This is a genomic window from Bythopirellula sp., from assembly GCF_041737835.1.
Lineage (GTDB): Bacteria > Planctomycetota > Planctomycetia > Pirellulales > Lacipirellulaceae > Bythopirellula.
The window spans coordinates 104978-127543 of record NZ_JBGSQY010000004.1; the positions used below are offsets into that span (position 1 = coordinate 104978).

A 22566-nucleotide genomic window follows, 5' to 3' on the forward strand; every position below is an offset into this window, starting at 1 on the left:
TAGTTCTATTTTAGCTCGGGAGTTTGTTTCGGCCAAACACTACAAATTCCGATTGATCAGCCCCAAATCGAGCGACAGCACGAACAGCATCAGCGACACGATGAAAACAAAGCCAATCGTGTGTAGCGCCACCACGAGCTTTTCGCCCGCGGGACGGCCGCGAATGCCTTCCCATGCCAAAAACACCATGTGCCCGCCATCGAGCAACGGAATCGGCAGGAAGTTGATCACGGCCAGATTGGCGCTGAGCATCGTGAGAAACACCAAGAGCTTGCCCACACCTTCAAACGCCGAATAACCGGCGGCTTGGGCAATGGTGAGCGGCCCACCCAGCGACGTGAGCGGCACCTGAGTGCCCAGCTTGCCCAAGAAGCGGAACACCATCCCCAGCGAGTTGACGGTTTCTCGGTAGCCTAAGCGGAGTTGCTCACTGAAGCTTGTCGCTCGGCGCATCTGTTGAACAGGGTCGAACTGAAATCCACGCTCTGGTTCAAAACTATCGGGCACAATCTGTGGACTTAATTCGGCGGTCAGAGTTTCGTCGCCGCGCTGATAAGTGAGCTTCACCTTTGCATCGTTCGGCAAGTTTTGCAGCAACTGCATCAACGCCGGCCAATTGTGGCCCCCTTGTTCGTTGAACGTAATCTTCTTGGGCGCATCTTCCTGCTTCTTCTTCTCGCCCTCAGGGAAAATGATTTCGGCGGCAGTCACCACGTCGCCACTCTTCATACCTTCCTTAGCGGCAGGGCTATCGGGAATCACCTGATTCACGCGATTTAGCACACGATAGGCAATGCCCAAGGCCGGCACGCTCAACGGATCATTCAAAATGATGGTTGGCTCAAGCCAGGTCACATCGCGGAGACGCAACGTCAATGGTTCAGTTGCCTGTCGACCGTCACCCGAAGTGGCCGAACGGCGGACCGTCAGCTCAATGTCACGATTCTCATTAGCCAACCGGCGCAACTGTTCGGGGAGTGTCATAGGATCGGTAAACAACTGCTCGCCCTCGGCAACATCCTGAGGAGCGCCACTGCCATAGCCCACTTTGTCGATGAAATCGCCGGGAGCGATCTTCTTTTCGTCGGCTTCCGTACCCTTTTCAACCGCGACGATCTTGCCCATCTCCATGACGAGTCCCAGGCTGCGCGTCGGCTTGGCGGGGACGGTGATTGTGAGTTCTTCGCCACCCTTGCGCGGTCCGAAACGATCATCCGACGGTGCTTTACCGCCACGCTGGACGGTCACCTCAAGCGGTTCGTTGGCGCGATCGACAATCTGCTCGACAAAGTCAGCGTACGATTCCACCGGCACGCCATTGACGGCCACGATATCGTCGTTGCCCTTGAATTTAGGTTTAGCTTCTGCGGCGGCGGAATCTTCCGCCACGGGAAACTCTGCGTTCAAGCGGAGCGATTGCGGCATAAAAATACCAACCTTCGCCAACCCGCCTGATTCCTGACTCGGCTTCAGCACGACGGTGCGCTCGGAGTCCGTCGACTCACGACGCACGGTAAAGGGGATGCCGTTGTCCAAATCACCCAACGTGACGCCGCTCTTCAGATCGACGAATGTCGGCTTTTCGATGTCGCCGATCTTCGTGATTTCATCGCCCGTCCGAATGCCCGCTTGATAAGCGGCTGAACCCGGCGACGTTTGCGATACAACGCAAGGAATGTAGGGGACGCCAATTCCGTAAGCAATCACGGCGAAGATGAACGCAAAGATCACGTTCATGATCACACCCGCGGAAATAATCGCCATCCGTTGCGGCACGCTCTTAGCCAAATAGCTACGGCTATCGACCATATACTTCGTGCCGTCGGGACCGACGATTTCTTTCGTGGCGATCTTGCTGCCAGCTTGCACTTGCGATTCGCGGACCTGCTCGGCGATGTTGGCCGGATTATCGTCCTGGCCGAGCATCTTCACATAGCCGCCCAGCGGCAAGATGCCGATGCCGTATTCCGTCTCGCCCCATTTGCGGCTGAGCTTGTAGCCGCCGATGTCGAAGCCGATGAAGAACTTTTCGCACTTCACGCCGCACATTTTCGCGACGGCGAAGTGCCCCAGTTCATGGACAAAGATCACGGCCCCCAAGCCAAGTCCAACTTGAAGAATAACCAACAGCCATTCCACGGGTGTCGTGGCGGCGATCAAGCAAATACCCAATGCGTAACCTCCTCTCGAGCCCAACGATCAAGGTCGATCAATTGGTCGAGTGTGGGATGCGATTCAAATTTGTGAGATTCCAATACACTCCGGCAAGCCGGCACAATCTCGGTAAAGTGTAGCTCACCGGCCAGGAAAGCCCCAACCGCAGCTTCGTTCGCTGCGTTTAGCACGGCCCCCGAGCTGCCACCGGCTTGGGCACAGTCGTGCCCTAATTTCAAGGCGGGATAACGGTCTAAGTCGGGCGGATAAAATTCCAAGGAAAATGCCGACTTCCAATCCATACGTTCCGCGATGCTCTTCGTTCGCTCCGGATAATGCAGCGCGTAATGAATGGGAAGCCGCATATCGGGCGGGCTCATTTGCGCCATAACCGAACCATCCACGAACTCCACCATTGAGTGCACGACCGACTGCGGATGCAGCACGACCTGAATTTGATCCGGCTCAACCCCAAACAGCCACCGCGCCTCGATGATTTCCAGGGCCTTGTTCATCATGGTTGCCGAATCCACTGTTATTTTAGGCCCCATGTCCCACACGGGGTGCTCCAAGGCTTCGGCCACGGTCACTTGTTTGAGCTGTTCGGAGCTCATTTGCCGAAAGGGGCCGCCGCTCGCCGTGAGCACCAGCCGCTGAATTTCGCGATGTTGGCCCGCTTGGAGAGCTTGAAAAATGGCACTGTGCTCGCTGTCGACCGGCAGCAAGGCGGCCGACCGCTCGCGGGACAGTTCCATCACCAACGGCCCAGCCATCACCAGCGTCTCTTTATTCGCCAGGGCCACCGTTTTCTTGGCATCGAGCGCCGCCCATGTGCTTTCCAGCCCTGCGCGACCCACGATTGCGGCAACCACCACGTCGACGTCGGGCTCGGCCACGACTTTGTTAAGGGCTTCGGCACCGATCAACAATTCCGTGCCGGCGGGCAAACCGGACCAATCGAAATTGGCCGCCGTGCGTTCATTGGTCGCCACAACCCAGCGAGGTTGGAATTGGCAGGCTTGCGCTATGAGTTGTTTGAATTTGGAATGTGCCGAGAGCGCAACGGCCTGCAAGCGTCCTTCGCTCGCCGCGATCACGTCGAGGGCATTCGTCCCGATGCTCCCCGTCGATCCCAGCACAGCAATTCGTTTGGGTGATGAGGACATGCAAATCGGCCCAAAACAATCGGTCGTTTCGGCACAGCAAGCACCGCACCTGCGGCTTGTAGCGAGCGTAGCGAAGGTAATGATAAATTCTTCTGCCCAGCCGCCAAACAACCAATCGCCAAATATCTTGCCAGCGGCGGCAGGGGAAATTGAGCCCTGTATTGTAGGTTTCACGTAGAAGTGTCACAACCCGAGCCGTCCGGCACGCCCGCAGCCAGCCGCGGGGATTCGTTGTCTTTTGCGGCAGGCTAACTTACGATGAATTATGTCCCAACCGGCCATTTGAGCCCCACTCGTCGATTCTGACCCCTCGAACCACGACAGATTGAACCGCGATGGAAGATTCCCCCGAAACACCGACCAAGACTCCCAGCGAAAAAAAGAACAACACCCCCAGCGGCAACTTGGTGTGGTACGTCCTAGGGCTCATGGCCCTATTGATTCTGTTGGGCACGATCTGGCAGGGGCAATCGCGGCTCACTGTCAAATGGAGCGATCTCGAAAAGCTCATCGCGATTACGGGCAAGAAGGACAATCTCGAAGACAATTACATCGTCATCGAAGACACGCGCAACACCACGCCCACCGAACTCAAAATTTCGGGATTGAAGGATCTCAAAGTCAGCACCACCGACGTCACCGGCTCGGTCTTGGTCGAACCGTTGAATCCTGATCCTGATCAAGCTTCTTCAAACCAAGGCCCCGCGGCCAATGGTCCGCAAGTCACCAAGTTCATCACCTATCGTTTGCCCAACGAAACTCTTTTGCTCGAAGTCCTCAAAGACTCCGGCGTCGAACACACGCTGGCCGAATCACCCAGCCCCCTGTTGGGTTACATTCTGCCGCTCACGTTCACCGGTTTGCTAATTGTGTTGATGGTGGTGATGATGCGCCGCATGGGTGGAGCTGGTTCGCCGATGGCCTTTGGCCGCAGCCGCGCGAAGCTTTATGCCCAAGAAGATATTGATGTCACCTTCGACGACGTCGCCGGCGTTGAAGAAGCGGTCGACGAGCTCCGCGAAGTGGTCGACTTCCTCAAGAACCCGGATCGCTATCAACGCCTGGGTGGCCGCATTCCCAAGGGCGTGCTGCTCGTTGGCCCTCCAGGCACTGGCAAAACCTTGCTCGCCAAGGCCGTCGCCGGTGAAGCGGGCGTGCCGTTCTTCAGCTTGAGCGGTTCCGACTTTGTCGAAATGTTCGTCGGCGTGGGTGCCGCGCGCGTCCGCGACATGTTCGGTCAAGCCGAGCAGCGCGCTCCGTGTATTATCTTCATCGACGAACTCGATGCGCTGGGCAAAACCCGTGGCAGCGGACAAATCGGTGGCCACGACGAACGCGAGCAAACGCTCAACGCGCTGCTCGTGGAAATGGACGGCTTTGGCTCGAACAGCGGCGTCATCGTGATGGCCGCCACGAACCGCCCCGAAACGCTCGACCCCGCGTTGCTGCGTCCGGGCCGTTTCGATCGCCATGTGTTGGTGGATCGTCCCGACGTCGCGGGTCGCGAAGATATCTTGGAAGTGCATCTCAAGAACATCAAGGTGGCCGAAGATGTGAAGGTCAAACAAGTCGCCGCGATCACCAGCGGTTTTGTCGGTGCCGACCTCGCCAACATTGTGAACGAAGCCGCGCTCTTAGCCGCACGTAACGGCAAGAAGGCGGTCGGTATGATCGAGCTCAACGAAGCCGTCGAACGCTCGAGCGCTGGTCTCGAAAAGAAACAGCGGATCATGCAGGAAGAAGAAAAGCTCCGCGTGGCCTTCCACGAAGCTGGTCACGCACTCGTAGCTTATTCGCTCCCCAATACCGATCCCGTGCACAAGGTTTCGATCATTCCCCGTGGCCTCGCCGCGCTCGGTTACACGATGCAGCGTCCCGAGCAAGATCGCTTCCTGATGACGCAAGGCGAACTCGAAAGCCGCATTCAAGTGCTGCTCGCCGGAACGGTCGCCGAGGAAATCGTCTTTGCCGACATTTCTTCCGGTGCACAAAACGACTTGGAACGTGGTACCGAAATCGCTCGCAGCATGGTCATGGATTTCGGCATGAGCCGCCTGGGCCGCGTCAACTTTCGTGAAAGTCATCGCAGCCCCTTCCTCGCGGTGGGTGGCGGCGACGGCCGCATGTCGAGCCACAGCGAACAAACGGCACGCGAAATCGACGAAGAAGTCAAACGCATCATCGACGAAGGTTTGGAACGGGTGCGTCACATCCTGGCCAAACGCCGCGCCGCGCTCGATGCGATTTCCGAAGAGCTGATGAAGCAAGAAGTCATCGACTCGGAAACGCTCACGAAGATCATCGAAGAAAATTCGCCAAGCCCCATGATCGTCCCCGGCACCGACAGCGAACCCCGCCGCTCGGTCAAACTCGCCGACGCCGAACCCGACGGGGGCTCATCCTCGGTGGGCGGTTAATGCCGCTCGCCGGCTTAGCGCGCAACCATTTACCAGTTGCCACTGCCATAATCCCAATCACAATGGGATTATGGCAAGCACACAATTTTCAACTGATTCCACGCCCGACCTCCGCGGCCCCATTCTCATTGGCATCGGCCTCGCGACGGTCCTCGCCGCCCAGCTCTACGCGACGATCCCGCTCGCCTCGGCCATGGCCGTGATCGGCTTGGGTGCGACATTGACCCTCTTCGCGCGGCAGCAGCACGAGCTCGTGATCCAGTTCAATCTGTTGATCTACGCTGCGATTGTTTCCTTCACGATTGGCTCTCAGTTTTATCCCAGCGCGAATTTTGTGGTCCTCATCGATGCCGCAGCCGCCCTCGTAATTCTCTTCCGCGCATTCAAAACCACCCTCGCGCAAAACTAAAGCCGCGTTCCGAAAAACGGCAGCCACTGCGTGAACCTGGGTGCCATTGTCTGAAAATGGGTGCCACTGCTGGCTTGCCCAGCAGTGCCTTCACAGCACGGGTGGCCTCACGCCTCGCGAACAGTCAATTCCAATCGCTCCGTACCCCTAAACACCGTCACCGCGAGCGGCATCTCACGCGGTATCGCCGCCAACAACCGGTGCAGATCATCAACGTCGGTCACCAACCGTCCGTTAACTTCAGCGATCAAATCCCCGCCGCGCAAACCCGCGGCACTCGCCGCTCCTTGCCGGGCCACTTCAATCACTTCCACCACCGTGTCGGCAATCAAATCGAGCTCACGGACCATCTGCCGAGGCAACCGCCGCGTCGTCGCCGTAATTCCCAACTGACGCCGCTGCACACTCCCATGTTGAAAAATCTCGGTCACGACCCATTGCGCCGTGTTCGCTGGGATAGCAAAACCCAACCCTTGAGCAAACGCAATGATCGCCGTGTTCACGCCCACGACACGGCCGCGCGAATCCAGCAACGGACCGCCTGAGTTGCCCGGATTGATCGGCGCGGCATGTTGAATCACTTTGTCGATCAACCGCCCGTCGCGTCCGCGCATGTTGCGACCGATCGCGCTCACCACGCCGGTCGAAACGGTGGATTGCAGCCCCAACGGACTTCCCATCGCGATCACCAGCTGGCCCGGTCGCAGGGCATCGCTATCGCCCAACTGCACGTGAACCAAACCACTGGTCGCCAATCGCAACAACGCTAAATCGGTGGCCGGATCGTCGCCGATCAGCTCCGCGCCAACACGGTCGCCATCAACCGTCTCGGCCACGAAACTTTCATGCCCCTCGACAACGTGGCTGTTGGTGACCACATACCCATCGGGCGTAATCACAAACCCCGACCCCGAACCCGCGGGCCGACCTTGCCGCAAACCCGTGATAATCACCACCGCCGGCGCCGCCGACTCGACCACGGCAATCACCGCTTGCGAGTAGGCATCCAAGAGTTCCGCATCACTCTGTGACTTTACGGGATGCCCCTGGGCCGCGGGCTGAGTGGGCTCCTCCTGCGACTGCGAAACGAATTGCCAAAGTTTGGAATTGTGTGGTCCCATCGTTATTGTCCTGCTGTGCTCTGGTCCGTAAGTCCTCCTTAAACAATAGGCGCGACCACAATCAGAGTGAAGCAAGCACCGAGCCGGCACACTTCACCTTCCCGAGCGGCGTTCATATTGCGAGGGTCCATCGCCCCACCACAAAAAATTTAGCCCCGCGTGAAGCAAGGCCCCGCCGAGCCACACGTGGGGGCCAAGAGAATCGTGTCGCCGACCAGATACTCTCCTCCCCAATGCCTCGCAACCGACAGCCATCAGTTTCTGAACACCAATAGAATTTTGCCCCGAATCCGCCACCTTGTTATTTTTTATGTCGGTCTAGTAAAATATGACCACACTTGCTACCCACTTATCCTTATTAGGAAGAGCCATGGCACGGTTTTTAAGAATCTTGATCGTATGGAATGTTCTTTGCCTTTATCATGTCACCGCTGCCTACGAAGGCTTGACCGCTATAGGACCGAATGGCAAACAACTCGTCGAATTCGTGCAACAAGCCGAACGAGTATCTGGATTTTCGGGAGCAGTTCTTGCGGGTGAGCATGGAAAAATCATCGCTGCCATCGCTGTAGGCAAGAGCGGCAAACAATCTCACGACGTAACAACTCTCTTTGAGTTGGCATCGTGTACGAAACCCTTTACGGCCATTGCCGTGATGAAACTTGCCGAAGACGGCAAACTCCATCTTGATGACCCGATTAACAAGTATTTGGAAGGCGTGCCTGAGAATTGCCACGGAATAACTGTCCGACATCTGTTGCAGCACACGTCAGGTATATCACCAGATAACAGTCGTGGCCGAGGAACCGATCTTGCGGACATCCTTCCACAGTTCTTAGAGGGTGGCCCACAAACTCCACCGGGTGAACACCATGCTTATTGGAATCAAGGCTACGCTTTACTGAGCGAAGTGATCGCCGTCGCTAGTGGAATGCCTTACACAACTTACATGCGAGAGAATATTTTTGAACCCTGCCAAATGAAAGCGAGTCGATTCAATGGCGACTCGCGCCCCAAAGGAATTAAGGTCGCGACCGGAACATCCACTTATGGCAAAAGTCGCACGGCTCTAGAACATCCGTATGGTGAGTACGGATTTCAATATCGAGGCATGGGTGGGCTTGTTACCAATCTCGCCGACCTGTGGCGATGGGATCGCACCCTCGCCAAAGGCAAACTTATCTCTGCCGACTCTTATGCTCAGATGACGACGGCGGGGCAGCAGGCCTATGCATTGGGATGGCGAATTTACGATAAGGATGGCCATACGATTCACGAGCATACAGGAAGTGTCCGGGGATTTCTTGCATTGATTCGTCGAGTCCCCGAAACCGATAGCTGCCTTTTTATTCTAGCCAACAGCGATAACGCAGAACCTTTCGACATTGTTGCACAAGGTTGCAGCGAAATCCTAGCTGGGAGAAACGCTGAAATTACGGTCCCAAAGGCGGTCAACGCAAGTCTTGCCGAACAACTCGTGGGTAGCTACCGTGATCCGAACGGACGAACCATGACGGTGAGTAAAGAAAAAGATTCTCTTGCAGCGGTCATTGATTGGAACGGCCCCAAAAGTCTGGGGAAATTGAACATGGCCGATAATGGCATGCTGTCTTTCGACATGGTCGGGTCGAAGAATGCGATTTTAATTGATCGCGATCCTCAATCTCAGGTGATTGGATTAACTATTACCGATCTCGATCCTCCGATCAAATTTTCGCGTGAATGATCTTACACGCTTTTTTCAGCCAATCGAACTTGTGCCCATAGTTAGGCGGGAGCCTGCGTACCTCCGTGGTTTCTGGATTGCCGCCCGCCAACGTTCGTCAGCGCAGGCTCTGCGCGGGAATGACAAAACTCCGCGTCCTCCGTGACTCCGTGGTTTTAATCCCTTCCCCCCTGGCCAAAAATCGTTGTGGCAAAGCGATTTTCAATCGCGATAATGGTGCTTGCCCTTTGGTAGGCGTGTTCTTTGACAACCAGAAAACTCAGCGGGGACTTTTGGAGCGCGCTCTTCGTGCGTTTCGTCCAATAGTCGACTCGTTTTGGAACGTGCCAATGTCGCAACGGCTTGAATGGTCAGCACTTGCAACATCACCACGTGACAAAACCCAAGACTTTCGGCGCGAAAGTTGGGACCCCAGCGCAGAAGAGAAAAATCAGCTTGGCGTTGCTGAGGGGTTGCAAACCAAGCAAACCTCGCAAACCTGGCAAAGCTGAAGACGAGGACGATAGGACGGTGGACTGTAGGACCGTGGACGCTGGGAGTGAATTACGAGCCGGAGACTCGTGCCACACTGGAGTGAAAAAATTTACAACTCTCGAATAACGAAATAGACCCGGACAAGTTCGACAAGTTGGAAGAGTTGGAAGTCTTGAAGTGAGAATGCCAAGGTGCCGCGAGTTACGGGTTCCAAGTGGCTGGCTAGATTCTTCGGTCGCCTAGGCTCTCTCAGAATGACTCGGGGGCTAACCAGGAACCCGCCACAAAGAAAACCCAACTCGAAACTCAATGCTCGCTACTCGATGCTCGTAACTCGCAACTACTTCATCTCGGTTTCGAGAACGTAGTTCGGCGTCCGCCAGGCGGTGCGGTCGGTCGTGACGGGGCCGAGGGCCATCGCCATCCAGCCGTCGTCGATCACCAGTTGCGTCACCATGAGCCCGTCGAAGCGTGGATCGTCTTCGAGCGTTTTGCGAACGATGCGCAGCTCCCGGCCGCGCGAGAAGACCTTGCCCATGATGCCGTGCAGCACGAACCGCGCGCCGGTTTTGAGCTGAGGCCCGGCGAATTGCAGCGTTTCATCCCGCACGAGATTCACCGACAGCCCGTCGAGTTGCGGACGGTAATAGGCATGGACTTGGAAGTTTTGAATCTTGTCGCGGCCGTGGCCCAGCTCGCGGATGTTGAGCACCAACTCCAAGCGGTCTTCGACAAAAGAAACATGGACCGCATCGTGTTTGGCGAATTCGATGCGAGCACGCGTGGGGAAATCTTCGGGCATGGGGGCATCGGGATTGCCAAATTTCTCGGCGAGGAATTTGTGCAGTTCAGGCAGCGTCATCCGCCGACCTTCGAGGTCGAGCCCAGCGAAGGCGTTGTTGAGCGCGGTTTCGTGCAGCTGCACACTCACGACGCTGTCGGCAGGAGCCGAGGGACGCGGCGTGTGGGCGGCGAGTTGATCGAGATTCGCGAGCCGTAATTGCATCACCGCGCGATCCGAGGTGGTGAACATGTCGATCGGCTCGGCCGCGAGGGCCAACTGCTCGAAGGGAACCATGACAAAATCGTGAAAGCGTTGCTCAACTTTTTGAAGCTTCGGATCGGCTTCGCTATCCATCCGCGAGCAGGCTTTGTTGACGACCTTCGAGCGAACTTGGGCCATCGCTTGGGGACGCGATTTTTGGTTTTCCTTTTTGGCAAAACCACGGAACATCGCGCCGAGGAACGGCACGCGGTCGAATTTCGATTCGGCACCAAGGTATTGGTGTTTGCCATTGGCGGCGGCTTTGGTCGGTTCGACCTCCAGGCCGTCCTCGCCGATAGTGATCACTTTTTCGGCGGCATATTCATAGCGGGCGGCGTTGCGAACCTTCACCGGCCAGGTATCGGAACGGGTGTTCGACAGGACTTGGCCATCGGCACGCAGGACCAATTGCCAAGCGTCGTCGGCGGGCAAGAGGCGGATATCGACGTCGCTGGTGGTCTTCGAGTTGCCTTCGACCTTCGTGCCGGCAATGCGTTCGCGCACCGGCGCGACGATGCTCGGTTGCTTAGGGATCATGCGGTTGAACATCTCGTGATTGAGCGCGATCCGCATATTCGCCCCGCGGAATTGCTGCTGCAAATCGTGAGCAAGTGTTTGGAGCTTGGGATCGTTCGACCATTGCATCCGCTGCGAGAGTTGGCCAATCGCTTCGGCGTAGAGCATGCGGCTGTCGGCTTCGTAGCGTTCGACAATCGCCAGGAGTTTATTGAGATCGACCGGCCCCGCGGCCCAAGGTTGCAGTTCGCGCGAAAAACTGGAGAGCGGTTCGGCGGCGATGAAAGTGCGTTGTTCGTCCGACAAACGAGGATCGTTCAGCCGCGAGAGGACTTCCTGGCTCAAACGCATCCGCGTGAGGTGATCGAAGGCGACCCCTTCGCTCGCGGCGGCGGCCACTTGATCGAGCAGCAGGTAGTCACGCCATTCGTCGCCGTTGGCCGTCCCCGCCAGGAGGGCAGCGATATCGGTGATCACCGGCATGAGGTCGGTGGTTTGTTCTACTGTGGGGGTGATTGGTTCGGCCCCGCCGCGTTCGATCAGCAGTTCCCAGATACCAATCCGACGTTGCAAACCTTGAGCGGCTTGCAGCCAATTCTGTTGCACGGCCGGATCCGAGATTTCGAGCGATCGAATCTGACCCGCCGCGGCGAGTTGCTTGAGTTCGGCCAGTATCTGCAAACCGATCACGGGGGGCGTGGCCGGATTTTCGGTGAGTTGGCGAACACGGGTGAGCACCGCCGAGGCCCATTCGGTGGCCAGCGGATGATGGGCGAGTTTCTCCAAACGTTCGATCAGCAGCGTCGGTGCCTGCCGTAGTAAGGGGGTCGGCGTGATCGTGACGACAGGTTCTTGAACGTGGGGAACGGGCTGAGACTTCGCAGCAGCCGGTTCCACCAGCGAGAAGGCTTGTTTGGTATTTCGAGTTTCGAGCATCGCGAGGCGATCGTTTTCGCTCGTGACCATCACCTTCGGCTGTGCCGGCAAGGGCGTGGGCGGAGTGATCGACTCGGTGACTTCGACGAACCTCTTGAGCGTGGCATGCATCGTGCGCAGCGTGCCCATGTCGAACGTCGCACGCACCGGCAAGGCTTGTTGCTCGATAGGACGAACGAGCTGACGGCGCTCGATGAGCTCGTGGACGTTGAGAACGGGATGCTGCCAACAATACGGCGCGGCAACGGCCAGTCCGAACAGACAAGCCATGCCCCCCATCAATGGCCAAACCGGCCTGCGTCGTTCCCACCGCATGTCGTTGTTCTCTCCTGCCCCGGGAAATGGATCCATCCAAGCTGTCGTGCGGAGCGGACCGCAGCGCCACAGCTTCCGCCGTTGTGCCACCAATCCGGGTGGGGGCCGTGTGGGTTCACGACACACAAATGCACTCGTTCAGATAAGATCGGTATTCTGCGTCGTTCTCTTGCGTCTGGTTTTGCCAGCAATGCTGGTGGTGATTGTGTTGAGGCAGGTAATTTTCGCGTAACTAGGCAATCTTGCCTCCGGTTGTGCTTGCAGGCGAAAATGGGTGAACTTTGACACGCAAAAATCACACAAGAATTATCACCGTGAAGACCAAACAAAAGCCCGCAGCTGTTACCGATGCCCAAGCCGAGCAGCTGTTGCTCGAGCTGCTCGCCATCCCCGCGGGGAGTGGCCAGGAAACTCCCGTGGCCGAGTACGTTCGCGAGAAGCTCTTCGCCGCTGGCGTTTCGCCGGGTGCCTTCAAGACAGACTCGGCCCATCGCAAGTCGGTCCACAAGGGGGAACAGGGAAACCTTGTCCTTAAACTCCCGGGAACCGTTCGCGGCGAGCGGCGGATGCTTTCAGCTCATATGGATACCGTGCCGATTTGCGTCGGCGCACGGCCGGTCAAAAAGGGAAAGCGGATCGTGGCTGCCGATGCCCACACCGGCTTGGGAGCCGACGACCGGACGGGCGTGGCGGTGCTGCTGGCCACGGCATTGACGATACTTCAGGAAAACTTGCCCCATCCGCCGCTCACCTTTCTCTGGACCGTGCAGGAGGAAATCGGCCTACACGGGGCGCGGCACGTCGGCCTGAACCTGCTGGGCAAACCGGCGATGGCGTTCAACTTCGATGGCCAATCCCCCGCGAAGTTGACCATCGGCGCCACCGGCGGCTACCGGATGAACATTGAAATTCGTGGTTTGGCCAGCCACGCCGGCGGGCATCCCGAAAAAGGGATCAGCGCCATCGCCATTGCTTCGCTGGCCATTGCCGATCTCGTCGAGAACGGCTGGCATGGCCTGATCGAGAAGCAAGGCAAACGGGGCACGAGCAACGTCGGCGTCATCGCCGGCGGCACGGCCACCAACGTCGTGACCGATCACGTCAACATCCGTGCCGAAGCCCGGGCCCACGATCCCAAGTTTCGCCAGCGGATCATCGACGAAATCGAAAAGGCCTTCCGCCGGGCGACCAAAAAGGTGTGCAACAGCTCCGGCGAGCATGGCGAAGTCACGATCCAGGGCCAACTCGATTACGAATCGTTTCATCTCGCGACGAACGATCCGAGTGTCCAAACCGCGAAGGCCGCGGTCGTGGCAGTGGGACTCACGCCGGAGATCAACATCTCCAACGGCGGGCTCGACGCCAACTGGCTCACAGCACACGGCATCCCCACCGTGACCTTAGGTTGCGGACAAAACAACATTCATACGACCTCCGAATGGTTGGATTTGGTAGAATTCCACCACGCCCGCCGCGTCGCCCTAAAACTTGTCACCAATCTCTGATACTTCCCCCTGACCCCCGACCCCTGATCTCCGACCTCTCATTTCATGAAACCCGACGACGAACTCTGCCTTTGCTTTCACGTCACGCAGCGCAAGGTCGCCAACTTCTTGCGACTCGAACGCCCGCAGCGTGCTGCGCAACTGGCCGATTGCTTCGGCGCGGGGACCGGTTGCGGCTGGTGCCGGCCGTTCCTCCAAAAAATGTTTGAAGCCAGCCGCGCGAATGCCACCGCCGACCTCCCCGAGTCAACCGACTACGCCCAAGCCCGCGGCGACTACGTTCGCAGCGGCGGCGGCACGCCCCCACCAGGCGCCACGCCGGTGGAGGAATAGCGATTAGAAGTTAGCTACTAGGCGCTAGCAATCCCGCGTCATTCTGAGAGAGCCTAGGCGACCGAAGAATCTAGCCTGCCACTTGGAACCCGAGCCTCCGATTGCTTGTTGTTCTCAATTCAAGGCTTCCAACTCTTCCAACTTGTCGAACTTGTCGGGGTCTATTTCGATTGCTGCGAGTTGTGAATTTTTCATTTCCGTGTGGCACGAGTCTCCGGCTCGTAATTCACTCCCAGCGTCCACGGTCCTACAGTCCACCGTCCTATCGTCCTCGTCTTCAGCTTTGCCAGGTTTGCGTGCTTTGCTTGGTTTGCACCCCCTCAGCAACGCCAAGCTGATTTTTTGCTTCTGCGCTGGGGTCCCAACTTTGGTGACGAAACTCTTGGGTTTTGTCACGTGGTGACGTTGCAAGTGCTGATCATTCAATCGCTTGCGACATTCGCCCGCTCCAAAACGAGTCGACTTTTGGACGAAACGCACGAAGAGCGCGCTCCAAAAGTCCCTACTGAGTTTTCTGGTTGTCAAAGAACATGCCTACCAAAGGGCGAACACCATTATCGCGATTGAAAATCGCTTCGCCACAACAATTTTTGGCCAGGGGGGAAGGGATTAAACCACGGAGGCATGGAGGGCGCGGAGAAATGCTTGCTTCAGAAACGCCGTGGCGAGTGAATCGAGCGTTAATCGTTTGTTGGAACTTACAACAAGATAGATAGTGACTTTAGTTTTGCGAGTATCATTTAACCAAATAGTGGAGTATGAAAAGGCACTCCGATGGATTGTGTAAAAACGACCCACGCGCCAATTGCTAGTGCGAATAAGGTCACGACAAGCAATGCCTCGTATGTGCTATATCGCCATCGGGGATTGGGCCTTGTCGCTACGGCCAGAAAACCGAAAAGCATCACACAAAACCAATGGGGAATACAAATGAGCGTCCAAGTCATGGTCGCTCCCCAATCTTTTGTTTCAAAGTTGAATCCAAGGGTTCTAGGGTGCGCTGGTTTTTCTTGTACTGGATTGTTGATGGTTCGAAATTGGTAGCTGATTGGACGACGAGTCGTTTCTTCCCATGCTATTAATCGAATTGGGAAGATGCCTCGTAGGCTATATAAAGTAAGGTACGAGTGGCTCGATTCTCTCACTAAATAATCAACGCAAAAATAGCTACGCACCCATGATCCAAGAAATAGCATGGTCAAAATTAGACAAGAACAGGAAATAGCTTGGCAAAGTGGCTTTTTCATAGTGGCATTGTATTTCAAAGATGATCACGATTGCATTCCCGGCCTTCGTTTTATTGATCGCTAACCAACCCCTTTAGTGCGGAGACTTAAGTGCCCCGGCTGGCATGCTAGCGGTGTGTTTGCCCTTGCGGCTAATTGACCACCCCTGTATGAGGGGGCCTGAAATTTGTGCTCCCGGCCATTCCCCGCAACCGGCGAGAAGCTGTGATGTCGTTTTTTCGTTGCGCCCTTTTTCTCTTTTTGCTCAACTGCGCGAGTCCGTGGCTGCGCGCGCAGACCTTCGATTTTGCGTATTCGGATCTCGAACGGCGGATCGCCTCGCTTGAGGCCGCCGAACGTGTTGACCGCATCGATACGGTGCTGGAAGGGGGACCTCCGGCGGTGCATCAAGCGCAGCACACCGAGGACATCGTGCCGTGTGATTGCGACTTTTGCACTCAGCAGTGCCACGACAGCTTTTGGTACTCGGGTGTTGAACTGACGATATTCAAACCGACGATTGCCACGGGCGCTCTCAACCTGGAAGAAGATACCGGGGGCGTCGGGCCGCGAGTGTATCTGGGATGGGAAGCGGCATCGGGCTTCGGCGTGCGCACTCGTTTCTGGGGAATCGAAGCCGAAGGAGCTTTGTTTGATCCGCTGACAGGGCCGACGCCACTGAGCATGCAAACGACGGCCGCGCGGTTTGATTTTGATCTGTATCGAAATTTCCGTTTCGAAAACGGTTCACTTCTTGTCGGGGCGGGGGTGAGCGGAGCGGGGCTTGAGTACTCGCTTATCAGTCCCGGGCTGACGCAGACGATGGAAACAATCGGGGCCGGGGTGAGCGTATTTGCCGAGGGACGGCATCGCTTTTATCATTCGGACCGCGTCGACTGGGCACTCATCACGCGGGGACGATACGCAATGACGACGGGTACTGTGACCGACTCGGATTTTCCTGGCGTTGAGCTGGACGGCAATTTGAACGTCGGTGAGGCCGCCTTTGGTGTTGAGTTCGAACGAAGGTTTCAGCGTTGTTCGTTCGTCGCTCAATATCTCATGGAAACCCAAACGTGGTCGCCAACCGACATGGAGAACGTAAATTTCCTGGGCTCGACCGTGCGGCTAGGGCTGACGTGGTAAATGACAAGAAGAACAGCCTACCTATTGGCGCTTGTTGCCGCATGTGGAGTGACGCCGAGCTGTAACCTCTTCGGTCAAGAAGTTGCTGAGCCGTTGCTGGAGGTTCCCAGCGTTGAAGAGAACGCGGCGGTGACTGAAGCTCTCCCCACGACTGATATCGAAGTTGAAGCGGACAATGCACTCTGGACGCCGATGCTGTTCACGGGATCGGGGGATACGCTCACCGAGTTCTTGAACCGGGGTCAGGTTTATTCTGAAATCGATTTTCTCGCACTGAGCATTTCTAGCAAATCATTTCAAGCGGACAACGATTACATCGTAACGCCCCGCTTTCAATTAGGCTGGGAAAGCGAATCAGGCTTCGGCATTCGAGGACGGTATTGGAATTATAAAAATCCTGCGGACTCTGATTGGACTTATTACCCCGACCGCAAGCTCAATCCCGGCCAAATTCCTTCCGATATCGCGGTGTCTAATGAAACGTTCCCTGGAGAACTTGTTTTCGCAAATAGTCTTAGTGGCTTTGATTTCGATGTTGAAAACTATGACTTCGATCTTTATCAGCAGTTTACCAATGATCACTCGGCCTTTTTGATTGGGACCGGACTGCGATCAGCAAGTCGTGAATCAACGTCTTTTTCAACTCGAACGATCAACCACACACCGAACAACCCTGAGTATTCTCTGTTTTATACAGAGGTTAGACGCCAACTTGAGATGGATTCGGAATCGGGCTTGGGTGTTTCGGCATTCAGTGAATACCAGCGATCGCTACTGAAAAGAAACAAATATGAAGTAGGGCTAATTGCCGGAGTGAGAACTTCGTATATCCCTTCGAAATATGATTTCGCAATTGTCGATGCCGAAGTGCATTACCTCGCGCAAGAAGTCATCGAAAACAACTTTTCTCAGTCAGGGTCTGACATCAACGACGACCTTTGGATTAGTGAAGGAAATATCGGACTGGAATTGTTAAAGCGATATCGTCGGCTTACCGTTCGTCTGCGATGCCAGTTTGAAACGCAATACTGGAACAGCAGCGTGACGGACAATTTAACGTTTACGGGCTTGAGCACGAGCTTTGGCCTTGATTGGTAGAAAGTTCCGAGCATATAAAATGCCCGCTCGCCTATTTCGCTTCCCAAATCGCAGCAACTTCGCCAGAATGATCGCGGTGGGATCGATTCTCTTCGCGAAAGGACTTGTCGATGCGATTGATGGTTAAGACTGCTCTGGTTGGCTGTGTGTTGGCAACCTTGGCTGTTTCTTTTTCTTACGCCGAGCCAGAGGATTCCCAGCCGATGGCGGCTGATGAAAAAGAAATGATCCGCAAAGCCGATACGCCAGACGATCCACTCGCCGGCGAGTGGATCGTGAAGGAACTTGCCGAGGCAAAGATTCCCACAGGCGTTAAGGCTCTGACCCTGACGATCAAACAGGACGGTAGCGTGGCGGGCTTTGGAGGCGTGAACCGCTTCTTTGGTAAGTTGGCCACTGATGGGAAAAAACTGTTTGGCCCCATCGGCTCAACTCGAAAGGCCGGCCCAGCGGAGGCGATGAAGATTGAAAGCACGTTTTTCAAAGCCCTGGAAAAAGCCACAGCCAGTAACCCTACGGATGAGCAGCTCGAGTTGCTGGATAGCCACGGAAAGGTTCTTATGAAGTTCGTTAAGGCACCGGCGAAGCCTGCGCTTACCGGCGAGTGGGTTTTGCACAGTTTGTCTGGCGAGGCGATTCCTGCGGAGATCAAGACGCCAACTCTTACGATCAACGAAGACGGCAGCTTGGCGGGCTTTGGGGGCGTGAATCGCTTCTTCGGCAAAGTTGCCGCGGACGATAAGAAACTCTTTGGCCCGATCGGTTCGACGATGATGGCCGGCCCGCCGGAGGCGATGAAGGTTGAGTCGCAGTTGTTTCAGGCGTTTGAAAAAGCTACGCGCGCCACAAGCGCAGATGGCAAATTACAGTTGCTGGATTCAGCCGATCAAGTCTTGGCGGAATTTACAGCGACGAAGTAACTTCACTGTGACTTACTTGCCGGCAGAGTTTAATTTCCTACCGAGCTGGGCACTTCGAGCGACGTGACGTTTTTCATGTCTTGGCCGCAGCACTTGAGCTCCGCGCAGGACTTTTCGCATTCGCATTCTTTGGTGACCTGCACTTCGAAATCGCATTTTTCGCAGCGGAACATGTCGCCCGTGGCGGGGGAGTTGGGATCGGCGTGACTCATCGGGGGTCTCCTAAATCTTGGACTTCCCGGACCGCGTGGCGGACCGGCTATAGAAAACTTCTGTGCACTCGTCATGCCGAAGTCATGGCCGTGCGGAATTCATTTTCGGAGACTTGCAGGCCTTCGCGAACCATTTCGAAGGAAATCGCGGTTTCGGGCCAACCGAAGCAGGTGAGCAGGCGATCAAACTGATCCGATGGGCACCAGCCATGAAGTTCCACGCGGTGAAGTTGCTGTGCGAAATCGAACAGATGACCATTCACGTGCCACTGCTGGCCATCGGTCGCGCCGGACCAAATCCACGAGCCATCGGGCTCGAAGATCATGCGCTCCAAAGATTCCAACTGCGCCGCAGCTTGTTCCCAAGTGCAGGTGAAGCCGAAGAGGTTTAGGTGGAAGCGATACATAATGAAAGTTAACCACCAAGGGCACTAAGAGCACAAAGAAGTATTCCGGATTTCGTTTGAGAAAATCAAACTTCGTGTCCTTCGTGTCTTCGTGGTAAATATCTTACGGCAGTTGATGTCCCATCTTGTCACGTTTGACGGCTAGATAGCCAGCGTTGTGTTCGTGAATCGGGGGGACGATGGGGACCTGGTCGATGACTTCCAAATTGAACCCGCCGTAGATGAAGGCGTCGGTCTTCTTGGGATTGTTGGTCAGCAAGCGAACTCGCGTGAGGCCCAAATCCTTGAGCAATTGAATCCCCACGCCGTAGTCGCGGGGGTCGGCTTTGAAGCCCAGCGCGATGTTGGCTTCGACCGTGTCGAGTCCTTCGTCTTGCAGCTTGTACGCTTTGATCTTCTCGACGATCCCGATGCCACGGCCTTCTTGGGGCAGGTAAACCAGCACTCCACACCCTTCGCGGCTGATCATGTCGAGCGCCATGTGCAATTGGTCGCCGCAATCGCAGCGCAATGATTCGAGCAAGTCGCCCGTGAAACAAGAGGAATGCAACCGCACGAGCGGAGCGGTGGACTTAGTCAGATCGCCCATCACATAGACGAGCGGTTCCTGCGTTTCATACTTCACGCCGTAGGCGATGATCGTGCCGTTGCCGTAGCGGGTGGGGAGCTTGGCTTCGGCTTGGCGGAAGACGAGCTTCTCGCGGACGCGGCGGTAGGCGATCAATTGTTCGATGGAGATAATCGGCAGGTTAAAATCTTTGGCGAGCTCTAACAGCTGATCGCGGTTGGCCCGATCGCCGCTCTCGTCGAGAATTTCACACAACACGCCCGCCGGCATGAGTCCCGCCATGCGAGCCAAGTCGACGGCCGCTTCGGTGTGTCCCGCGCGGCGGAGGACGCCGCCTTCTTTGGCGACGAGCGGAAACAAGTGCCCGGGGCGGTTGAAATCCAACGGAACACTTTGCGGATCGCAAATCGCGAGGATGGTTTGAGCCCGTTCCGAGGCGGTGATGCCGGTCCGCGAACTGCGGTGGTCGACGGGCACGGTGTAGTTGGTCCCCAGCGGGGCGGTGTTCATCTCGACCATCGGGCTGAGTTTCAGCCGTTCGCTCACGTCGGGCAAAATTGGCATGCAAAGTTGGCCCCGGCCGTGCGTGATCATAAAATTCACGGTCTCGGTGGTGACCTTTTCGGCCGCGCAGACGAAGTCGCCTTCGTTTTCGCGGTCTTCGGCATCGACGACAACGATGGTTTTGCCAGCGGCGATAGCGGCGACGGCATCTTCAATAGTGGAATATTGGCCGGACAAACGACACTCCGAGTGAAACTTGCGGTTGGTAAGTTGTGTAGAGGATATTATAAGAGCCGCGGGAAGGGTCACCAACGGGCTGGTTTTGTGGCGTGAATGCACGGCATCGGGACGCGTTACCGACCGCATCGGGACGATGCGGCTAGATAATGGGAGTTACTGCCTTGAATAAAGTCATTCTGACAATGGGCTTGGTTTTGGTGCTGAGCACTTCGGTGCGCGGGGCTGAGGCTTTAACCGCAGTTGCTGGTGAATTCGACACAAAATACGGCGAAACCTATATCGAACGAGACACCGGCCCGTTGAAGGCGGATCTCTATATTCCCAAAAGTGCGGGACTCCACCCCGGCGTGCTCGTGGTTCACGGGGGTGCCTGGACGATGGGAACCCGGGCTCAGCTTTCGGGCGTAGCCCAAATGTTGGCGAAAAGTGGCTTCACGGCGGTGGCGATCAGCTATCGTCTGGCTCCACAGTCGAAATTCCCCGCGCAGATCGAAGATTGCAAAGCGGCGGTCCGCTGGATGCGCGAGCATGCAGCAGAGTTGAAGCTCGACCCTGAGCGAATCGGCGGGTTTGGCTACTCGGCGGGGGCCCAGTTGGTGGCCTTGTTGGGAACGACCGATGCCGAGGATGGCCTGGAAGGCGTGGAGAAACCGGCTGCACTTCCCAGCACGCGCTTGCAAGCCGTGGCCGGGGGCGGTGCACCGTGTGATTTTCGTGTGATGCCCTTGGACGAAAAGTTCCTGGGATTCTGGCTCGGCGGTTCGCGGCGGGAAGTCCCCGAGCAGTATCGCCTGGCTTCGCCCGCGACGTTTATTTCCGAGGACGATCCACCGATGTTTTTCTTCCACGGCGAGCGGGATGAGCTTGTGCCGCTCTTCATTCCGCAAGGAATGTGTGATGCCATGAAAACCTGTGGCTGCAATGCGGAACTTTACGTCGTGCCGATGATCGGCCATACGGCGGCGGCGTACGATCGCACGGCGGTGCAGAAATCGGTGGACTTTTTGGCTCATCATCTGAAATTACAGGCCACGCCATGAGCGAGCCCACCGCAGCATTGTCTCCGCTACCTCGCGAGGAATATGTAGAACAGGCCCACTTTTTCTCGGTGCTGGCCGAACGGATGGCGGAGAACTCCCCGGCGCAGGAAATTTTAGAGGCCGTGCGCGAGGAAGTGCTTGCGACCACGAAACTTCCGATGGCGATTGATTTTCTGCTCTCCGAGCTACGGCATCAGGGGACATTCGCGCCGGGCATGCGGCAGCTTGCGCACTATTTCACGCCATTTCAGTGCTACGTGATGAGCGAAGCGGAGAATGACCGCAAACGGTTCGATCTGCGGATCGGGCTGCTCATCCTAGCCCGCGAAGCCCAATACCGCGCGGCCGAGCATGTCACGCGGCAAGGTTTATTCGTCTATCAATTCGAGGCCCTCTGCCGAAACCGGTTGAATTACGATCAGGGGCTCGACGCGATGTCGCGCGATCCGTCGTATGACGCGACTTGGAGCGAATGGATTCTGACCGTCAGGCGGCAAATTGGTTTGGTCGAACTGGCCGATCTCATCTATGTGCGCAGCGGATTCTACGTTTTGCAACAAGAACGGCTGGGGTCTGGCGGGGATTCGAACGCTGAGCAATCACCTCATGCGGTACTCTTTGGCGTTCAGGAAGGGCGGATTGCTTGGGCCAATCGGCGAAAAGACCCGCTTTTGCTGTTTGCGGCGTTGCATCGTCACTTGGATTATCCTGAAGTTCCACGCAGCGAACGTGTCGACCCCGAAGAACGACTTTTGCCGGTGCTGGCGCGGCGCTTGGAACAGGTCGAAGCGCGGCTGCGATTGTTGGAAGAAGAGCAGCGCGGGGGGATCGATTTGACTCGCTTCTACAATGCGAATCAGAATAAGCCTTCGTAATCGTAACGAAGCCGTAAGGTGCTCTTAATCTGAGTAGTCCAGGAAATCGGCAGATTTGAGCCGTTTTTGCTGTTTTACACCCAGGCGCCGCATGGTAAAGTTCGTAGATACTTTTGCGAGGGAGCAAATCAATTCTAAGTGAACGGCTCGTCCTGAGTCGTTCAGTATCGGGGTCGAGACGACCCGGCTCGCCTTGCAATCATGTTCTGAGAA

17 protein-coding genes are annotated in these 22566 nt (G+C 56.4%); 10 read left to right on the forward strand and 7 right to left on the reverse strand.

The window, feature by feature from the left end:
- Window positions 1–39: 39 nt before the first annotated feature.
- A complete protein-coding gene (locus AC6T8Q_RS01905; RefSeq protein ID WP_500677481.1) occupies window positions 40–2172 on the reverse strand; it encodes a site-2 protease family protein in 2133 nt (710 codons plus the stop codon).
- Window positions 2157–3320 (reverse strand): 1-deoxy-D-xylulose-5-phosphate reductoisomerase, encoded by a 1164-nt coding sequence (locus AC6T8Q_RS01910; RefSeq protein WP_500677482.1) that lies wholly within the window; start codon window positions 3318–3320, stop codon window positions 2157–2159. Before AC6T8Q_RS01910 ends, AC6T8Q_RS01905 begins: the two co-directional genes overlap by 16 nt.
- A 335-nt stretch (window positions 3321–3655) precedes the next feature.
- On the opposite strand from AC6T8Q_RS01910, the gene ftsH reads away from it, so the two are divergent.
- On the forward strand, window positions 3656–5737 hold the full coding sequence (gene ftsH / locus AC6T8Q_RS01915) for an ATP-dependent zinc metalloprotease FtsH (protein ID WP_496920762.1): 2082 nt from the start codon (window positions 3656–3658) through the stop codon (window positions 5735–5737).
- A gap of 70 nt (window positions 5738–5807) precedes the next feature.
- Entirely contained in the window at window positions 5808–6146 is a 339-nt protein-coding gene (locus AC6T8Q_RS01920) for a hypothetical protein (protein WP_500677483.1), read from the forward strand.
- Window positions 6147–6253: 107 nt separating this feature from the next.
- Here the strand turns inward: AC6T8Q_RS01920 and AC6T8Q_RS01925 are convergent, their stop codons facing one another.
- A complete protein-coding gene (locus AC6T8Q_RS01925; RefSeq protein ID WP_500677484.1) occupies window positions 6254–7267 on the reverse strand; it encodes a S1C family serine protease in 1014 nt (337 codons plus the stop codon).
- A 370-nt stretch (window positions 7268–7637) separates the two neighbouring features.
- On the opposite strand from AC6T8Q_RS01925, the gene AC6T8Q_RS01930 reads away from it, so the two are divergent.
- Window positions 7638–8993 carry a serine hydrolase domain-containing protein gene (locus AC6T8Q_RS01930; RefSeq protein WP_500677485.1) on the forward strand — a complete coding sequence of 452 codons (1356 nt, stop codon included), beginning with the start codon at window positions 7638–7640 and terminating at the stop codon, window positions 8991–8993.
- 814 nt (window positions 8994–9807) lie between these two features.
- Here the strand turns inward: AC6T8Q_RS01930 and AC6T8Q_RS01935 are convergent.
- On the reverse strand, window positions 9808–12315 hold the full coding sequence (locus AC6T8Q_RS01935; protein ID WP_500677486.1) for a hypothetical protein: 2508 nt from the start codon (window positions 12313–12315) through the stop codon (window positions 9808–9810).
- Window positions 12316–12593: 278 nt separating this feature from the next.
- On the opposite strand from AC6T8Q_RS01935, the gene AC6T8Q_RS01940 reads away from it, so the two are divergent.
- The 5 genes from AC6T8Q_RS01940 (at window position 12594) to AC6T8Q_RS01960 (ending at window position 18507) form a co-directional block, all read left to right on the forward strand.
- A complete protein-coding gene (locus tag AC6T8Q_RS01940; protein WP_500677487.1) occupies window positions 12594–13784 on the forward strand; it encodes a M20/M25/M40 family metallo-hydrolase in 1191 nt (396 codons plus the stop codon).
- Between the two features lie 45 nt (window positions 13785–13829).
- The gene (locus AC6T8Q_RS01945; RefSeq protein WP_500677488.1) at window positions 13830–14117 is read left to right on the forward strand and encodes a (2Fe-2S)-binding protein; all 288 of its coding nucleotides are present in this window, start codon (window positions 13830–13832) and stop codon (window positions 14115–14117) included.
- Between the two features lie 1454 nt (window positions 14118–15571).
- Window positions 15572–16489, forward strand: a complete 918-nt coding sequence (locus AC6T8Q_RS01950) for a hypothetical protein (RefSeq protein WP_500677489.1) — start codon at window positions 15572–15574, stop codon at window positions 16487–16489.
- Complete coding sequence (locus AC6T8Q_RS01955) at window positions 16490–17587, forward strand: hypothetical protein (protein ID WP_500677490.1); 1098 nt, start codon at window positions 16490–16492, stop codon at window positions 17585–17587.
- Between the two features lie 110 nt (window positions 17588–17697).
- A complete protein-coding gene (locus AC6T8Q_RS01960) occupies window positions 17698–18507 on the forward strand; it encodes an META domain-containing protein (protein ID WP_500677491.1) in 810 nt (269 codons plus the stop codon).
- A gap of 29 nt (window positions 18508–18536) precedes the next feature.
- On the opposite strand, the gene AC6T8Q_RS01965 is transcribed toward AC6T8Q_RS01960, so the two are convergent.
- The 3 genes from AC6T8Q_RS01965 to ribA form a co-directional block, all read right to left on the reverse strand.
- A complete protein-coding gene (locus tag AC6T8Q_RS01965) occupies window positions 18537–18719 on the reverse strand; it encodes a hypothetical protein (RefSeq protein WP_500677492.1) in 183 nt (60 codons plus the stop codon).
- A 71-nt stretch (window positions 18720–18790) separates the two neighbouring features.
- Window positions 18791–19126: a hypothetical protein gene (locus AC6T8Q_RS01970; RefSeq protein WP_500677493.1), complete on the reverse strand. Its 336-nt coding sequence runs from the start codon at window positions 19124–19126 to the stop codon at window positions 18791–18793.
- 103 nt (window positions 19127–19229) lie between these two features.
- Entirely contained in the window at window positions 19230–20435 is a 1206-nt protein-coding gene (gene ribA / locus AC6T8Q_RS01975) for a GTP cyclohydrolase II (RefSeq protein WP_500677494.1), read from the reverse strand.
- Window positions 20436–20599: 164 nt separating this feature from the next.
- On the opposite strand from ribA, the gene AC6T8Q_RS01980 reads away from it, so the two are divergent.
- Both AC6T8Q_RS01980 and AC6T8Q_RS01985 read left to right on the forward strand, forming a co-directional pair.
- Window positions 20600–21478 carry an alpha/beta hydrolase fold domain-containing protein gene (locus AC6T8Q_RS01980; RefSeq protein ID WP_500677495.1) on the forward strand — a complete coding sequence of 293 codons (879 nt, stop codon included), beginning with the start codon at window positions 20600–20602 and terminating at the stop codon, window positions 21476–21478.
- Window positions 21475–22353: a hypothetical protein gene (locus AC6T8Q_RS01985; protein WP_500677496.1), complete on the forward strand. Its 879-nt coding sequence runs from the start codon at window positions 21475–21477 to the stop codon at window positions 22351–22353. Before AC6T8Q_RS01980 ends, AC6T8Q_RS01985 begins: the two co-directional genes overlap by 4 nt.
- Window positions 22354–22566 lie beyond the last annotated feature (213 nt).

Bases quoted from the DNA above. Each gene is read 5' to 3' on its own strand.
- AC6T8Q_RS01910 (WP_500677482.1), bottom strand. From the start codon at position 3,320: ATGTCCTCATCACCCAAACGAATTGCTGTGCTGGGATCGACGGGGAGC.
- ftsH (WP_496920762.1), top strand. From the start codon at position 3,656: ATGGAAGATTCCCCCGAAACACCGACCAAGACTCCCAGCGAAAAAAAG.
- AC6T8Q_RS01920 (WP_500677483.1), top strand. From the start codon at position 5,808: ATGGCAAGCACACAATTTTCAACTGATTCCACGCCCGACCTCCGCGGC.
- AC6T8Q_RS01925 (WP_500677484.1), bottom strand. From the start codon at position 7,267: ATGGGACCACACAATTCCAAACTTTGGCAATTCGTTTCGCAGTCGCAG.
- AC6T8Q_RS01930 (WP_500677485.1), top strand. From the start codon at position 7,638: ATGGCACGGTTTTTAAGAATCTTGATCGTATGGAATGTTCTTTGCCTT.
- AC6T8Q_RS01935 (WP_500677486.1), bottom strand. From the start codon at position 12,315: ATGGATCCATTTCCCGGGGCAGGAGAGAACAACGACATGCGGTGGGAA.
- AC6T8Q_RS01945 (WP_500677488.1), top strand. From the start codon at position 13,830: ATGAAACCCGACGACGAACTCTGCCTTTGCTTTCACGTCACGCAGCGC.
- AC6T8Q_RS01950 (WP_500677489.1), top strand. From the start codon at position 15,572: ATGTCGTTTTTTCGTTGCGCCCTTTTTCTCTTTTTGCTCAACTGCGCG.
- AC6T8Q_RS01955 (WP_500677490.1), top strand. From the start codon at position 16,490: ATGACAAGAAGAACAGCCTACCTATTGGCGCTTGTTGCCGCATGTGGA.
- AC6T8Q_RS01960 (WP_500677491.1), top strand. From the start codon at position 17,698: ATGCGATTGATGGTTAAGACTGCTCTGGTTGGCTGTGTGTTGGCAACC.
- AC6T8Q_RS01965 (WP_500677492.1), bottom strand. From the start codon at position 18,719: ATGAGTCACGCCGATCCCAACTCCCCCGCCACGGGCGACATGTTCCGC.
- AC6T8Q_RS01970 (WP_500677493.1), bottom strand. From the start codon at position 19,126: ATGTATCGCTTCCACCTAAACCTCTTCGGCTTCACCTGCACTTGGGAA.
- AC6T8Q_RS01985 (WP_500677496.1), top strand. From the start codon at position 21,475: ATGAGCGAGCCCACCGCAGCATTGTCTCCGCTACCTCGCGAGGAATAT.